Source organism: Bradyrhizobium sp. JHI2711, assembly GCF_056156565.1.
The window spans coordinates 124,589-140,538 of record NZ_JBPZPT010000004.1 but is presented as its reverse complement, the minus strand read 5'-3'; the positions used below and the strand labels follow the sequence as shown (position 1 = coordinate 140,538).

Sequence of the window (15,950 nt, the reverse complement as noted above, 5' to 3'; positions counted from 1 at the left end):
AGCGTCGGCGACACAGCGTGGAACTGCGGAACACGGTTTGTGCGCGCGAAGTTCGCCTGACGCGACGCCGCCAGATTTTCGCGACATCAGATGCTCCTCAGACGCCAAGAACGCCATTTCAGCCGGCGTCGTTAGACCACGAGCTGCCTCGCCGCTGCCGAGATCATCACCAGCCCGCCGGTGATCACGGCGGCATCGAGGATCGCGGTGCGGATGTGCACCGGCATCGACGAAGGCCTTGGCGAAGAACGCCGGGCACGGCCATACCGAAGCAGAAGCTGCAGAAGCGAGATATCGGCGAAGCCCGAGACGATGGTCAATCTTTCTGGCCGCCTCTGATGCGGGCCACGGCTTGATCGGCGAGCGTAGCGAGCGCGGCTTCTTCCAGCGGGAAATCCGCTGCGAGCCAAGCGTCTTCAGCGAGCGCCAACACATGGCCGAGCGCAGGTCCTTCGGCGAGACCGCGGGCGATGAAGTCGGCGGCCTTCAGCGGAAATTTCGGCGCGGTCCAGCGCTGCGGCAGCTCGGCAAGCGCGCGCCAGCGTATCGAGGTGACGTCGCCGCCGTTGCGTGCCCAGCCAAGCAATACGCGATCGTGATAGCTCTCGGGCCCGAGCCGGTACAGCAAGCGCCGTGCATTGGCTTCGTCCTTGGTGGCGAGGCGCCACCAGCGGTGCCCCATCGAATCCAGCGCCTTGGCCTCGGCATTGGAGAGCCGCAGGCGCACGGCGAGGCGCTTGGCGTCTTCGGTGACGGCGACCGAGAGCGCGGCCAGGCGCCGCGTGCTGCTGGGCCTGAGGCCGAGTTCGCGCTCGATCGCGATCATCGTGTCCAGGGGACCCGTATAGACGACGCCGCCGATCAGCGTTTGCAGCAATCCGCCCTCGGCCATGGCCCGCGCGGCCGCAGCCGCACCGCCGGCGACCAGCAGCTTGAGCATCTCCATGCGCACCCGCTCGGCCGACAGGCTGGCCAGGCCCGCGCGTCGGCGGATGCAGGCGAGATAGCCGTCCGGGTCGGGATCGCCGGCGCCGAAGGCGGCATGGATGCGGAAGAAGCGCAGGATGCGTAAGTAATCCTCGGCGATGCGCTGGTCGGGATCGCCGATGAAGCGCACGCGCCGCGCCTTGGCGTCGTTGATGCCGCCGACATAATCGTAAACCACACCGCGTGCATCGACCGACAGGCCGTTCATGGTGAAGTCGCGCCGCTCGGCATCCTTCACCCAGTCGCGGCCGAACGCGACCTTGGCCTTGCGGCCGAAGGTCTCGGTGTCCTCGCGCAGCGTCGTGACTTCATAGGGGTGGGCATCGATCACCAGCGTGACCGTGCCGTGGTCGATGCCGGTCGGCACGCTCTTGATGCCGGCAGCCTTGGCCCGCCGTATCACCTCGTCGGGCAGCGCCGTGGTCGCGATGTCGATGTCACCCGGCGCAAGGCCGAGCAGCGCGTTGCGCACGGCGCCGCCGACCACCCGCGCCTCCTCGCCATGGGTGCCGAGCAGCGCCAGGACGCGCGCGGTGCCGCCTGCGGTCAGCCAGGGCGCATCGGCGAGTAAAGGCTCCGCGCTCATGGACCCGCCCCTACTTTTCCGTGCCCGGCACGAGCTTGCCGTCCTCGATATGGGCGGGGACGTAGGTCGAATCCGGCGGCGCGCCGGAGAACTCCGCCAAGCCGATGAGGCCGGCGATGACCAGCACGATCGCCACCAGCGCAAGACGCGCGACGATCGCGACCGGCCATGAGGAGCGTGCGAACACACCGGACCGCGTCGCCGCCAGGAACAGCGCATAGACGGCAAAGGGGATGAGGAAGATTCCGATCTCGGTCAGAACCGTCCGGATCATGACGAATAGATCCGCTCATACAGCACACGCAGCATGCCCGCCGTCGCCCCCCAGATGTAGCGTTCCGCGAACGGCATCGCGTAGTAGGACCGCGGCGTGCCGCGGAATTCCTTGCTGTGCACCTGGTGGTTCACCGGATTCATCAGGAAGGATAGCGGCACCTCGAAGGCATCATCAACCTCGGAATGGTTGATGCTGAGCGAAAAGCCCGGCCTGACCCTGGCAACCGTCGGCAGGATGCGGAAGCCGAAAGCGGTGCCGTAGAGATCGAGATAGCCGAGCGGCTCGACGAAGTCGCGTGCCAGCCCGACCTCCTCCTCGGCCTCGCGCAGCGCCGCATCGAGCGGCGAGGCATCGATCGCGTCGATCTTGCCGCCGGGAAAGGCGATCTGGCCGGCATGGTCGTTGAGATGCGCCGAGCGCTGCGTCAGCAGGATGGTGGGCTCGGGATGGTCGACCACCGCGATCAGGACCGCTGCGGGACGCACCGGCTGCTCGCGCGCGATGATCTCGAGCATCTTGTCGGTGCCGGGATCGCCCGAGGCGGGGATGATGTTGGGATCATAGAGGCCGGGCGGCACGTCGAAGCCGAGCCTCGCCTTGGAGCGGGCGAAGAAATCCGCAGCGCCAAGCGCGACCGGCTCGTTCGTCAGGATAGGGTTGTTCAAATTCAAAGCGCCGCCCTCACCTGCTCCGCATCGGCCATGGCGAAGAACTCGCCGGCCGACTCGACACCGAACATCGGCTGGCCATCGACCATCCGCTCCTCGCCCATGTCAACCAGATCGTAATAGAGCGCGCGCGTCACCTTGGCCCAGAGGTCCGCGCGGACGTGCAGATAGGGCGTCAGCCCGCCATCCCTAGCCTGCTCGAAGCGCAGCCGGTGCGCCGCGTCGCAGGTGACCCAGTCGTCGACATTGGTGCGGAAGTGCAGCACGCGATGGCTGCCCTCGCCGTCCTTCTGCATCTCGACCGCCATGAACGGCGCATCGTCGACGCGGATACCGACCTTCTCCACCGGCGTGACCAAGAAATGCTTGTCGCCCTCGCGCTTGAGAATGGTCGAAAACAGCCGCACCAGGGCGGGACGCCCGATTGGCGTCCCCATGTAGAACCAAGTACCATCGGAGGCGATTCGGATGTCGAGATCGCCGCAAAACGGCGGATTCCACAGATGCACCGGAGGCAGGCCCTTCTTGGCGCCTTCGGCATTGGCAGCGCTTTTGGCGGCGGCAGTCAGTCCCTCGAGACCCCGATCGGCGCTCTGCCCTTGGTTCGCCATGGTTTGCCCTGACTTTGTGATTGGCACGATTGGTGCAGGTCTACGTTGTACTTAGGTGCGCGGTTCCATCCGGAATAGCCCGGTGTGGAGGTCGCCACTTCGTGATGCCGTACATACCCCGAAGCCGATAAGGTGGGGATAGGTTAATTCAACGAATACATGGCTTTCCTGCAAGTCTAGCATGGGGCCCATGATCTGGCGTGATGACCTGACGTGACAGGCTGACGATGCAAGCAAGCCGCGTTGCACAGGCTGAAGGAGCAAGCGAATGGCGGAGAGTGTCGAGAAACTCGAGGACGGGATCGTCCGTTCGGCCGAGCAGGTGTCGAGCCAGGTTCGCGCGGCCAAGGACGCGATCGCTTCGGTCATCTTCGGCCAGGATCGCGTGATCGAGAACACGCTGGTCACCATCCTCTCCGGCGGCCATGCGCTCCTGATCGGCGTGCCGGGCCTTGCCAAGACCAAGCTGGTCGAGACGCTCGGCGTCACGCTCGGTCTCGACGCCAAGCGCATCCAGTTCACGCCCGATTTGATGCCCTCGGACATCCTCGGCGCCGAAGTGCTGGACGAGAGCACCGCGGGAAGGCGCGCCTTCCGCTTCATTGCCGGTCCCGTGTTCGCGCAGCTCCTGATGGCCGACGAGATCAACCGCGCCTCACCGCGCACGCAATCGGCGTTGTTGCAAGCGATGCAGGAGCAGCACATCACCGTCGCCGGCGCGCGTCACGATCTGCCGAAACCCTTCCACGTGCTCGCGACGCAGAACCCGCTGGAGCAGGAAGGCACCTATCCGCTGCCCGAAGCCCAGCTCGACCGCTTCCTGATGGAGATCGACGTCGACTATCCCGACCGCGATGCCGAGCGCCGCATCCTGTTTGAAACCACGGGCGCGGAGGAGACGCTGGCCAAGGGCGCGATGACGCCCGATGCGCTGATCACCGCGCAGCGCCTGATCCGGCGCCTGCCGGTCGGCGATTCCGTGGTGGAAGCAATTCTCTCGCTGGTGCGCTCGGCCCGCCCGGGTCCGGACTCCGGCGAAGCCGGCAAGTTCATTGCCTGGGGTCCCGGCCCGCGCGCCAGCCAATCCCTGATGCTGGCGGTACGCGCGCGTGCGCTGATCGACGGGCGCCTGGCGCCCTCGATCGACGACGTGCTCGACCTTGCCGAGCCCGTGCTGAAGCACCGCATGGCGTTGACGTTCCAGGCGCGCGCCGAAGGCCGCACGATTCCGGACGTGATCCGGCAATTGAAGACACGGATCGGTTGATGGCAGCGGAGAACGGGCGGGCAGCGAAGGAGATATTGGCGATCCGACGTGCCGATGGCGAAAGCCGCACGCTCGCCGCTTCGTTGCCGCGCCTGGTGCTCGAGGCCCGCCGCATCGCCGCCAACGTCATCCACGGCCTGCATGGACGGCGCCGCGCCGGCTCGGGCGAAAACTTCTGGCAGTACCGCCGCTTCGTCTCGGGCGAACCGTCGCAGAACGTCGACTGGCGCCGCTCGGCGCGCGACGACCATCTCTACGTGCGCGAGCTGGAATGGGAAGCCTCGCACACGGTCTGGATCTGGCCGGACCGCTCGCCCTCGATGGCGTTCGCCTCGAAGACCGCGCGCGAGTCCAAGCTCGAGCGGACGCTGATCGTCGCCTTCGCACTGGCCGAGCTGCTCGTCGCCGGCGGCGAGCGCGTCGGCATTCCCGGGCTGATGGCGCCGACCGCAAGCCGCAGCGTCATCGACAGGATGGCGCAGGCGATGCTGCATGACGATGCAGACCGACTGAGCCTGCCGCCATCCTTCGTTCCGGCCGCGCTGGCCGAGATCATCGTGCTGTCGGATTTCTGGTCGCCGATCGCCGAGATCAGGACGACGCTCGCCGGGCTGTCCAGCTCCGGCGCGCACGGCACGATGGTGCAGGTGGTCGATCCCGCCGAGGAATCGTTCCCCTATTCCGGCCGCGTCGAGTTCGTCGAGCCCGAAGGCTTCGGCGTGATCACCGCCGGCCGCGCCGAGAGCTGGGCGCAGGACTACACCGCGCGGCTTGCGCTGCACCGCGACCAGATCCGTGCCGAGACCAACAAGCTCGACTGGCTGTTCACGACGCACGCGACCGACCGCTCCGCCGCCGAGCTCTTGCTGTTCCTGCATGCCGGCATGCAGGTGAGCAAGTCGGGCGCCCGCACCACGACGATCAAGGCGGGGCCGGCCGCATGATGGGATTGCCGCTCGCCTTCACGCAACCGCTGCTCCTGATCGGCCTCGTCAGCCTGCCCGTGCTGTGGTGGCTCCTGCGCGTGATGCCGCCGCGGCCGCGCCGCATCGAGTTTCCGCCGACGCGGCTGTTGTTCGACATCACGCCGCGCGAAGAGACGCCCTCACGGACGCCGTGGTGGCTGACCGCGCTTCGCCTGCTCGCCGCCGCGCTGGTGATCTTCGCCGCCGCCGGCCCGATCTGGAATCCGCAAACGGGCGTCGCCGGGAGCAAGGCGCCGCTGATGATCATGTTCGACGACGGCTGGAGCGCCGCATCGCACTGGGACGTCAGGATCAGGACCGCCGATGAGCTTATCGCCAATGCCGACAATGACGGCCGCGGCATCGCGCTGGTGCCGCTGTCCGAGCCGAACCGCGACATCACGCTGATGCCGGCGGGTGCGGCGCGCGTCGCGCTGCGGCAGCTGGCGCCAAAGCCCTATTCGATCGATCGCGTCGAGACGCTGGCCGCGGTCGACCGTTTCCTCAAGGTCACCGGCGACTGCGAGATCGCCTGGCTCTCGGACGGCGTCGACACCGGCCGCGGCGAGGACTTCGTGGCCGGCCTCGGCAAGACCATCGGCGACCGCAGCCTGACCGTGTTCGCAGGCGGCACCTCCTCGCCGCTGGCCCTGGTCGCCGCCGAGAACGCCGCAGCGAAGATGACGGTCAAGGTGCTGCGCACCGACGGCGGGATCGCGGTCGGCACCGTGCGCGCGCTGGACCAGAAGGCCTCGCCGATCGGCGAAGCGCGCTATTCGTTCGGCCCGCAGGACAAGGAAACCGAGGCGGCGTTCGACCTGCCGGTCGAGCTGCGCAACGACATCACGCGGCTCGAAATCTCCGGCGAGCGCTCGGCCGGCGCGGTGCAGCTGCTCGACAAGCGCTGGCGCCGCCGCGCCATCGGCATCATCTCGGGCGCGACCAGCGAGACCGCGCAGCCACTGCTGGCGCCGACCTTCTATCTCACCCGCGCGCTGGCGCCGTTCGCCGACGTCCGGCTCGCCGACAAAGGCTCGCCTCAGCAGGGCATCACGCAGTTCCTCGACCAGAAGCTGCCGATGATCATCCTCGCCGATGTCGGCACCATCGCCCCCGAGCTGCGCGAACGCCTCAATGCCTGGGTCGACCAGGGCGGCGTGCTGGTGCGGTTCGCTGGGCCCCGGCTGGCACAGGCGGAGGACGACCTCGTGCCGGTCAAGCTGCGCAAGGGCGGCCGCACGCTCGGCGGCAGCCTGACCTGGGAGAAGCCGCAGCATCTCGCCTCCTTCGCCGCCGACGGTCCGTTCGCCGGGGTCGCAGTGCCGAAGGACGTCACCGTGAGCCGGCAGGTGCTGGCCGAGCCCGACGCCGTGCTCGCCACCAAGAGCTGGGCCTCGCTGGAAGACGGCACCCCGCTCGTCACCGGCGAGCATCGCGGCAAGGGCCTCGTCAGCCTGTTCCACGTCAGCGCCGACATGCGCTGGTCTGACTTACCGATGTCGGGCACCTTCGTCGAAATGCTGCGGCGGGTGGTCGACATGTCCGGCTACACCGCGAAGCCCGGCGCTGGCGTTGCCGGCGAAGCGACCACTGAGACCGTGGCGCCGCTGCACATCCTCGACGGATTTGGCGCGTTTGGTCCGCCGCCCGCGACGGCCAAGCCGCTTCCTGCGGATTACCGCGACCGCGCCACATCAGATCATCCGCCCGGCTTCTACGGTCCGGCAGAAGGACCGCTCGCCGTGAACACGCTTGCCAGCGCCGACCGCATCGCCGCCCTGAACACCGCGAGCCTGCGCGCCCGGCACGCCACCTACACCAATGCCGAGCCGCGCGATTTGCGCGGCTGGCTGCTGTCGACGGCGCTCGCGCTGTTCCTGATCGACGCCATCATCATCGCGGTGCTCGGCGGCGGCATTGCCGCGCTGCTGCGCCGCCGCGCCGCGCCCGCGACGATCGTGCTCGCCCTGCTCGCGGGATTCGCGGCGCTCTCGCCGGCGCCGTCGCGCGCCGACGGCGTCACGGACGAGTTCGCGATGAAGTCGGTGTCGCAGACCCGCCTCGCCTATGTCGTCACGGGCAATGCGGACGTCGATTCCATCGTCAAGGCGGGAATGAACGGGCTGACGCTGTTCCTGGCCCAACGCACGGCGCTCGAGGCCGGTGATCCCGTCGGCGTCGATCCCGCGCGCGACGAGCTCGCCTTCTTCCCGCTGATCTACTGGCCGATCGTGCCGGGCGCGCCGAAGCCGCCGCAGGACGCCATCAACAAGATCGACGCCTACATGAAGCAGGGCGGCACCGTGCTGTTCGACACCCGCGACGCGATCGAGGCGCCGCCCGGCGCCAACGGCGCGGCGCAGACGCCGGCGATGCAGACGCTGCGCGAGATCCTGTCCTCGCTCGACGTGCCCGAGCTCGAGCCGGTGCCGCGCGAGCACGTGCTGACCAAGACCTTCTACCTGCTGCGCGACTTCCCCGGCCGCTTCACCGCCGGCCAGACCTGGGTCGAGACCTTGCCGCGCGAAGACGACGATGAGAGCGCGCAGCGGCCGGCGCGCGGCGGCGACGGCGTATCACCGATCATCATCACCTCGAACGACCTGGCCGGCGCCTGGGCGGTGCGGCCCGACGGACAGGCCATGCTGCCGGTGACCGGCGGCGACCCCCGCCAGCGCGAATTCGCCTACCGCGCCGGCGCCAACATCGTGATGTACACCCTGACCGGCAACTACAAGGCCGACCAGGTGCACGCTCCGGCGCTGATCGAACGGCTGGGGCAATGATGCGGGTGTTAAATTTGGACCCAACGGAAGCCGTCATGCCCGCCCTTGTGCCGGGCATCCACGTTCTTCGTGCCGCGCGGCAAGTCGTGGATGGCTGGGACAAGCCCGGCCATGACGATGCCGAGAGAGTGACCTCATGAGTTACGGGATCGCGTTCACACCGCTTGTTCCTACCATCGTGCTGTGGCTCGCGCTCGCCGCGATCGTCATTGTCGCGCTCGTGCTGCTGTTGGCGCGCGCGCGCGGCGCCGCGGTGCGCGTGGCCGCGCTGGCGCTGTTCCTGCTGGCGCTTTCCAATCCCTCCTTCACCCGCGAGGACCGCGATCCCCTCACCTCGGTCGCCGCTGTTGTCATCGACAAGAGCCCGAGCCAGAACTTCGGCAACCGCAATCGCGAAGCTGCGCAAGCGCAGGAGGCGCTGGTCGACAGCCTGAAGAAGATCAAGGGCCTCGAGGTCCGTGTCGTCGAAGCCGGACAGGCCGACGGCGAGACCGACGGCACCAAGCTGTTCGGCGCGCTGGCCTCGGCCTTGGCGGACGTCCCGGTCGACCGCGTCGCCGGCGCGTTCCTGATCACCGACGGCCGCGTCCACGACATTCCCGCGAACGCCGCCGCGCTCGGCTTCCAGGCGCCGGTGCACGCGCTGGTCACGGGCCAGAAGGACGAGCGCGACCGCCGCATCGCGATCACCGCCGCGCCGCGCTTCGGTATCGTCGGGCAGAGCCAGACCATCTCCTATCGCCTCGACGACCAGGGTGTCACCGGCGAGCGCGCCAGGGTCATCGTCCGCCGCGACGGCGAGGTCATCAACGAGCGCACGCTCTCCAGCGGCCAGGCCGCGAGCGTCGACGTCGACATCAAGCATGCCGGGCCGAACATCGTCGAGATCGAGGCCTCGCCGCTGGAGCGCGAATTGACGCCGGTGAACAATCGCGCCGTCGTCGCCATCGACGGCGTGCGCGACAAGCTGCGCGTGCTGCTGGTCTCGGGCGAGCCGCATTCGGGCGAGCGCACCTGGCGCAACCTGCTCAAGTCCGACGCCAGCGTCGACCTCGTGCATTTCACCATTCTGCGCCCGCCGGAGAAGCAGGACGGCACGCCCATCAACGAATTGTCGCTGATCGCGTTTCCGACCCGCGAGCTGTTCCAGCAGAAGATCAACGAATTCCAGTTGATCATCTTCGACCGCTATGCCCGCCAGGGCGTGCTGCCGATCCCCTATTTCGAGAACATGGCGCGTTACGTGCGCGCAGGCGGCGCCGTGCTGGTCTCGGCCGGCCCCGACTATGCCTCGAACAGCAGCATCTGGCGCACGCCGCTCGATTCGGTGCTGCCGGCCGAACCCGTCGGCGTCACCGAGAAGCCGTTCTATGCGCATCTGTCCGACCTCGGCAAACGCCATCCCGTCACGCGCGGGCTGGAGGGCTCCGCCAGCGAGCCGCCGCGCTGGAGCCGCTTCTTCCGCACCGTCGACACCCGCAATGCGGTCAACCCGCCCGTCATGACCGGCGTCGACGGCAAACCGCTGCTGTTCCTGTCGCGCTTCGGCGAGGGCCGCGTCGCGCTCCTGCTGTCCGACCACATCTGGCTGTGGGCGCGCGGCTATGAGGGCGGCGGTCCGCATCTCGACCTGCTGCGGCGGATGTCGCACTGGCTGATGAAGCAGCCTGATCTCGACGAGGAGGCGTTGCGCCTCCAGGTGCAGGGCAAGGACCTCGTCGTGGTGCGTCAGACCATGGCCGACAGCGTCCAGCCCGTCAGCGTGACATCGCCGTCGGGCGTGTCGCAGGATCTGACGCTGAGCGCCGGCGATCCCGGCGAGTGGCGCGCCAGCCTGCCGGCGAGCGAGCTCGGCCTGTGGCAGGCGACCGACGGCACGCTGAAGGCGCTGATCAATGTCGGCCCGACCAATCCGAAGGAATTTTCGGAAGTGACCTCGACGGTCGATACGTTGAAGCCGCTGGCACAGGCGACGGGCGGCGATGCCGTGCGCGTGGCTACTAGCTCGAGCGTCGAGCTGCCGCGCATCCTGCCGGTGCGCTCGGTCGGCATGTTCCACGGCGATGGCTGGATGGGTGTGCGGATGCGCGATGCCAGCGTGGTCAAGGGCGTCGGCGTGCTGCCGATCTTCTCCGGCCTGGTCGGCCTGCTGCTGCTGCTCGGCGCGTTTGCGGCGACCTGGGTGCGCGAGGGGCGGTAGTTGCCCGAACGACACATCGGCTTGGCGGCTTGCATGCGCCGATCCCCCCGCCGTTGACATCGGTGAACCGGTCGGGCGATGTTATACTATAACATCGCGGCGTCCTGGGATTGACGCCTCGGTGTGGGGGTGGCGTTTTCCAGATGAAGTGGTTCCGGTCGAATAGCAGGCACGGCGCCCGGCTCGCGTTGTTCGCGATGCTGGTGCAGCTCGCGCTGACGTTCGGCCACAGCCATTGGTTCGCGCAGGCCGCGCCTTTTGCTCAATCATCGGTCCAGCACATCGAAGGCGGCGCCAAGGACGTTGCAGCGACCGACGGCGCCGCCGTCGAGAAGCAATCGCCCTCAAGTCCCGACCGCGAGCATTCGCGCGACGAGAGTTGCGCCATCTGCGCCATCATTGCGATGGCGGGTGCGATCGTGTCGGCGACGCCGCCCGTGCTGCTGCTACCGCAGGCGATCGAGCTGCTCAGGCGCAGCCTCGACGCCGAGTTCGCTCATCTGACATCGGCCGGCACGGCGTTCCAGCCGCGCGCCCCTCCTGCGTCCTGACTCCAACGCTTGATCACGCCCAGCCTCGCCGCGCACCGGCAAGTGCCTGGGAGAAGTTGAAGTCGAATCCGTCGCGCCGCGACGGCAGGCCGCCTCCGATCAGCAGAGCATCATCCGGACGGCGCCTTAAGTGGAATCAGGACCATGTCATTTCAATTGCGACGCGCGCAGCGCCTTGGCGGAGCAAGCCTGCTCCTGCTCGGCGCCGCCGCTACATCCGCGTTCGCCCAGGACTCGGCACAACGACCGGCACAACAGCAGGCACAAGACAAATCATCGACCGAGCTCCCCGCCATCACCGTAACGGCGCCGAGCCCGATCGTACGCAGAGCAGTGGTGCCGACCCGCAACGCAGGCCGCGGCACGCGGACCGCGCGGGTGCGCAGCCGCGAGCAGACGGCTGAAGCGGCACCGGCAGCTCCCGTGCCCGCCGCGCCTCAGCAAGGCGTGCTGCCTGTTGTGACCGATCAGTTCGCGACCGTCACCGTGGTGCCGAACGAGGAGATTCGGCGCAACGGCGGCGGCACGCTCGGCGATCTCCTGTTCTCCAAGCCCGGCATCACCGGCTCTGAATACGCACCCGGCGCATCGAGCCGCCCGATCATTCGCGGGCTCGACACCAACCGGGTCGGCATTATCGAGAACGGAACAGGCAGCAACGGCGCGTCCGATCTCGGCGAGGATCACTTCGTGCCGATTGATCCGCTGGCAGCCACCCAGGTCGAGGTCATCCGCGGACCGGCGACGCTGCGCTACGGCTCCACCGCGATCGGTGGCGTGGTCAGCGCAACCAACAATCGAATTCCGGATGCCTTGCCGTCCTGCACGGCGCCCTTTCCGACTTACGGACTCCCGACCAAGGCGCCGCTGGCAAACGTGGGATCGCCGGGCTGCATCACCGCGGAAACGCGGACGGCCGTAACTTCGGTCGATCGCGGGACCGAAGGTGCCGTGCTGCTCGATGCCGGCGGCGGCAACTTTGCCTTCCACGCCGATGCCTTTGGCCGCAAGGCTGGCGACTACAACATCCCGAGCTATCCGTTCTTGACGGACCCGACGCTGCCGTTCAACGGACGCCAGCCGAATTCGGCATCGCAGGCCTACGGCGGATCTGTCGGCGGCTCCTACATCTTCGACGGCGGCTACGTGGGCGCGGCGATCACGCAGCACAACGCGCTCTATCACATTCCCGGTATCGAGGGCAGCGAGTTCCTGACGCGGATCGACGGACGACAAACAAAGTTCACGACAAAAGGCGAGTATCGGCCGGATGCGGCGGCGATCGATGCGATCCGGTTCTGGGCCAGCGCCACCGACTATAAGCACGATGAGGTCGGGCTCGCCGACTCTGCCGACCTCGGCTCCCTCGGCGTGAGACAAACCTTCACCAACAAGGAACAGGAAGGCCGCGTCGAGGTGCAGCTTGCGCCGTTCGACGTCCGCTTTGCTGCGCTGACCACCGCTGTGGGCGTTCAGGCGTCGCACCAGAAGCTGACCGCGCCGAGCCCGGACGATCCAGGCAGCCCGATCAACGGACTGTTCGATCCGAACAAGAACACAAAGGTCGCCGGGTACATCTTCAATGAGTTCAAGTTCAGCGAAGCCACCAGGGCTCAGATCGCCGGACGCGTCGAGAGCGCAAGGTTGAGCGGCACGGCGCCGGCCTTCGTCCCCGATGTGTTCGACCTCGCCGTCGATCCGGCCGCGATCGGCCCCGCAACGGCGGTCAACCGCAACTTCACGCCGCTGAGCGGGAGCATCGGCCTGATCCACAGCCTTCCTTGGGATCTGGTCGCCAGCATCACCGGCCAATATGTCGAACGCGCGCCGAAACCGGCGGAATTGTTTTCGCGCGGCGGCCACGATGCCACCACCACTTTCGACATAGGCAATCCCAATCTCGGCATCGAGACCGCCAAGTCGGTCGAGGCGGGACTGCGACGAGCGGTAGGACCGCTTCGCTTCGAAATCACCGGCTACTACACCAAGTTCAACGGTTTCATCTACCGGCGCCTGACCGGCAACACGTGTGAGGACGGCGTTTGCCAGCTTGGCGCTGGCCTCGAACTGAATCAGGCGGTCTATTCGCAGCGCGACGCGACATTCCGGGGCGGCGAATTCCAGTTCCAGTACGACGTGATGCCGGTCTGGAACGGGATCTGGGGCATCGAGGGTCAATACGACATCGTGCGCGCGACCTTCGACGACGGCACCAACGTGCCACGCATTCCGCCCCAGCGGCTGGGCGGTGGTGTGTACTATCGCGACGCCGAATGGTTCGCCCGGATCAACCTGCTGCACGCGTTCGCGCAAAACGACATCGCCGCGATCGCGGAGACGCCGACGCCTGGCTACAACCTGCTAAGGGCCGAGGTCAGCTACAAAACGCAGCTCGATCAACGTTGGTTCGGCGCGCGCGAGATGCATGTCGGGCTCGTCGGCAACAACCTGTTGAACGAGAACATCCGCAATGCCGTCTCCTTCAACAAGGACCAGGTGCTGTTGCCCGGCATCGGCGTCAGGGCGTTCGCGAACTTCAAGTTCTAGGTAACGACACGCGCCGTCATTGCGAGGAGCCCTTGCGACGAAGCAATCCAGACCGCCTCCGCGGAAAGACTCTGGATTGCTTCGCTGCGCTCGCAATGACGGAGTATGACGCGCGCAGCCGCGCGTCTTCTCGACGGTCTCTTAGCCGGATGAGATACGAGCAGTGTCGTAGCCCGGATGGAGCGTAGCGTAATCCGGGGTTCTCTCGTTGCGGAAGACCTTCCCGGATTGCGCTGCGCTCCATCCGGGCTACGGCGTTTCCAACGACGCGCGCCGCTCCTATGTCCGCGCTTTGCTCCAGTCGGGGCCGACCGCGCCCGACACGCCCTCGAAGGCGCCGTCGACGAGCTCGAACACCAGGATGCGCGCGGCATCGACCGGGCCGGGCATGGTGACGCGGCCCTTCGGCACCTGTTTGAAGCCGACGCGGCCGTAATAGGGCTCGTCGCCGACCAGCAGCACGAGGCGGTGGCCTTTTTCCCTGGCGTCCTTCAGCGCGCGCTCCATCAACTGACGGCCGATGCCGCGATCGCGGAACGGCGGCTCGACGGTAAGCGGCCCGAGCAGCAGCGCCGGCGTTTGGCCGATCAGAATCGGCAATTGCCTGACGGAGCCGACCAGGAGCGTGCCGATACGGGCCGTGAAGGACAGTTCGAGCAGATGGTCGACGTGCTCGCGGATCCGGTAGGCGCTCAGCACGAAGCGGCCGGGGCCGAAGGTGCGTTCGTGCAGCCGCTCGATCGCCTGAGCGTCGCCGGCGGCTTCGGGAAGAATGGTCAGTGAGAGATCGTTCATGTCAATTCGCGGAGTAGCACTTGCGCCTGCGAAGGTCCATGGGCGGCGGTGCCCCGTTTACCTCCCGGCGGGAGAAGTGCAAGCCTGGCTCAACCTGCGTTCCGTTTCGACGCCGGCTGGGACAGATAGGCCAGCATCTTCATCTCCCGCCGCCCTCGCGTCACCGTATCGAGCACGAGCCCTGACGACACCGACAGCAAGGCCATGATCATCAGGCCCATCGACAGCACGGCAGTGGGCAGGCGCGGCACGAGGCCGCTTTCGATGAAGGTGATCACGATCGGAATCGCGAAGATGATCGACGCCAGCGCCAGCAGGATTCCGATCACCGTGAAGAAGCGCAACGGCCGCTCGCTGCGATAGAGCTTCAGCATGGTGCCGAGGATGCGAAAGCCGTCGCGCCAGGTGTTGAGCTTGGAGAACGAGCCTTCGGGGCGCGCATAATAGGGCGTCTCGACCTCGGCAACCGGCAGCGACAATTCCAGCGCATAGACCGCAAGCTCGGTCTCGATCTCGAAGCCGTCGGAGAGGACGGGAAAGGATTTGACGAAGCGGCGCGAGAACACCCGGTAGCCGGACAGGAGGTCCTTGAAAGCGTGGCCGAAGGTGTCGGACAGGAAGCCGGTCAGCATGCGGTTGCCGGTGCGGTGGCCGAGCCGGTAGGCAGCCTGGACCTGATCGACGCGAAGCCCGACCACCATGTCGAGATGCTCGTCGAGCAGCTTGTCGATCATGATGGGTGCGCTCGGCGCATCGTAGGTGGCATCGCCATCGACCAGCACATAGACGTCGGCCTCGACGTCCGCGAACATGCGGCGCACGACGTGGCCCTTGCCCTGCCGGCGCTCGCTGCGCACGATCGCACCGGCTTCGCGCGCGACCGCGGCGGTCCGGTCGCGCGAATTGTTGTCGTAGACGTAGATCTCCGCCGCGGGCAGCGCCTTGCGGAAATCGGCAACGACGGTCGCGACCGCGGCCTCCTCGTTGTAGCAGGGCACCAGCACCGCGATACGAAGTTGCGTTGTGGTCATCAGGGCAGCACTCCGAGGCTTGTCGGCTCGCGCCCGAGCGGCGTGGCCTGCCGTGCGCGTCGAGCGGGTTACTAGCACAAGCTGCCCTCAGCGCCACGTCGCAATCACGGGCCTGCCATCGAGCACTTCGGCGATCCGCAGCCGCGTGCCGGGCGTGGTGCCCTCGGGCAATGCGGCATTGTCGAAGAATCCGCATTCGACGATCTCGCGGTTGGGCTCAGGGACGCGGTCCTGCCTGAACTGCCTGACCACGTAGACCGCGACGTGGTCGCGGCGGGAGACGTGGCTATTGAGGAAGACGCCGTGCAGGATCGCCTCGCCGGTCAGATCGATGTCGCCCTCCTCCTTGAGCTCGCGCCGCAACGCCTCTTCCATGGTCTCGCCGAAATCGACGCCGCCGCCAGGCAAATACCAGCCGCTGACGTAGCTATGCCTGACCAGGAAGACGCGATTGTCGGCATCCAGCACCACGGCACGGACGCCGAGCGTCATGCCGCGGACGAGCAGGAAATAGCCGTGCAAGAACCGCCGCAGCAGCGGCTCGGCTTTCCGTCGGGCTCGGTTCAGACGTTCTCCCATCAGGCTCCTCGACGCCCCGTTTCAGGCCCTGCTTGCGCGGGGCGCGCGACCTTGCCATTACAGCGGAGCAATAGCGAGGCATTCGCGCGCCATGACTCCC

The 15,950-nt window shown here is 67.2% G+C and carries 13 protein-coding genes and 1 pseudogene; 6 read left to right on the top strand and 8 right to left on the bottom strand.

The genetic code is table 11. The features are described 5' to 3' along the window. Positions 1 to 131: 131 nt before the first annotated feature. From ACTEK7_RS28125 to ACTEK7_RS28105, 5 genes and pseudogenes are all read right to left on the bottom strand, one after another. A pseudogene (locus tag ACTEK7_RS28125) lies at positions 132 to 227 on the bottom strand (sulfite exporter TauE/SafE family protein); the annotation flags it as partial. An 89-nt stretch (positions 228 to 316) separates the two neighbouring features. Continuing rightward, entirely contained in the window at positions 317 to 1,573 is a 1,257-nt protein-coding gene (locus ACTEK7_RS28120) for a CCA tRNA nucleotidyltransferase (protein ID WP_225147873.1), read from the bottom strand. A gap of 10 nt (positions 1,574 to 1,583) precedes the next feature. Then, positions 1,584 to 1,847, bottom strand: a complete 264-nt coding sequence (locus ACTEK7_RS28115) for a DUF6111 family protein (protein WP_036013774.1) — start codon at positions 1,845 to 1,847, stop codon at positions 1,584 to 1,586. After that, the gene (locus ACTEK7_RS28110) at positions 1,844 to 2,515 is read right to left on the bottom strand and encodes a CoA pyrophosphatase (protein ID WP_057026264.1); all 672 of its coding nucleotides are present in this window, start codon (positions 2,513 to 2,515) and stop codon (positions 1,844 to 1,846) included. The genes ACTEK7_RS28115 and ACTEK7_RS28110 overlap by 4 nt, the downstream gene beginning before the upstream one ends. Before the next feature lie 2 nt (positions 2,516 to 2,517). Continuing rightward, positions 2,518 to 3,129, bottom strand: coding sequence for a DUF1285 domain-containing protein (locus ACTEK7_RS28105; protein ID WP_225147874.1), 612 nt, complete (start codon positions 3,127 to 3,129; stop codon positions 2,518 to 2,520). A gap of 268 nt (positions 3,130 to 3,397) precedes the next feature. On the opposite strand from ACTEK7_RS28105, the gene ACTEK7_RS28100 reads away from it, so the two are divergent. The 6 genes from ACTEK7_RS28100 (at position 3,398) to ACTEK7_RS28075 (ending at position 13,445) form a co-directional block, all read left to right on the top strand. Beyond that, positions 3,398 to 4,396, top strand: a complete 999-nt coding sequence (locus tag ACTEK7_RS28100) for an AAA family ATPase (protein WP_036013780.1) — start codon at positions 3,398 to 3,400, stop codon at positions 4,394 to 4,396. Further along, positions 4,396 to 5,340: a DUF58 domain-containing protein gene (locus tag ACTEK7_RS28095; protein ID WP_036013782.1), complete on the top strand. Its 945-nt coding sequence runs from the start codon at positions 4,396 to 4,398 to the stop codon at positions 5,338 to 5,340. Before ACTEK7_RS28100 ends, ACTEK7_RS28095 begins: the two co-directional genes overlap by 1 nt. After that, positions 5,337 to 8,147 (top strand): DUF4159 domain-containing protein, encoded by a 2,811-nt coding sequence (locus ACTEK7_RS28090; RefSeq protein ID WP_225147875.1) that lies wholly within the window; start codon positions 5,337 to 5,339, stop codon positions 8,145 to 8,147. Before ACTEK7_RS28095 ends, ACTEK7_RS28090 begins: the two co-directional genes overlap by 4 nt. Before the next feature lie 136 nt (positions 8,148 to 8,283). Continuing rightward, positions 8,284 to 10,347 carry a hypothetical protein gene (locus tag ACTEK7_RS28085; RefSeq protein ID WP_225147876.1) on the top strand — a complete coding sequence of 688 codons (2,064 nt, stop codon included), beginning with the start codon at positions 8,284 to 8,286 and terminating at the stop codon, positions 10,345 to 10,347. Positions 10,348 to 10,490: 143 nt separating this feature from the next. Next, positions 10,491 to 10,898, top strand: coding sequence for a DUF2946 family protein (locus tag ACTEK7_RS28080; protein WP_036024819.1), 408 nt, complete (start codon positions 10,491 to 10,493; stop codon positions 10,896 to 10,898). A 144-nt stretch (positions 10,899 to 11,042) separates the two neighbouring features. Continuing rightward, a complete protein-coding gene (locus ACTEK7_RS28075) occupies positions 11,043 to 13,445 on the top strand; it encodes a TonB-dependent receptor (RefSeq protein WP_225147877.1) in 2,403 nt (800 codons plus the stop codon). Between the two features lie 279 nt (positions 13,446 to 13,724). Here the strand turns inward: ACTEK7_RS28075 and ACTEK7_RS28070 are convergent, their stop codons facing one another. From ACTEK7_RS28070 to ACTEK7_RS28060, 3 genes are all read right to left on the bottom strand, one after another. Further along, a complete protein-coding gene (locus tag ACTEK7_RS28070; RefSeq protein WP_036013792.1) occupies positions 13,725 to 14,240 on the bottom strand; it encodes a GNAT family N-acetyltransferase in 516 nt (171 codons plus the stop codon). A gap of 89 nt (positions 14,241 to 14,329) precedes the next feature. Then, positions 14,330 to 15,271 (bottom strand): glycosyltransferase family 2 protein, encoded by a 942-nt coding sequence (locus tag ACTEK7_RS28065; RefSeq protein ID WP_225147878.1) that lies wholly within the window; start codon positions 15,269 to 15,271, stop codon positions 14,330 to 14,332. 87 nt (positions 15,272 to 15,358) lie between these two features. Further along, complete coding sequence (locus ACTEK7_RS28060; protein ID WP_036013806.1) at positions 15,359 to 15,850, bottom strand: NUDIX domain-containing protein; 492 nt, start codon at positions 15,848 to 15,850, stop codon at positions 15,359 to 15,361. Positions 15,851 to 15,950 lie beyond the last annotated feature (100 nt).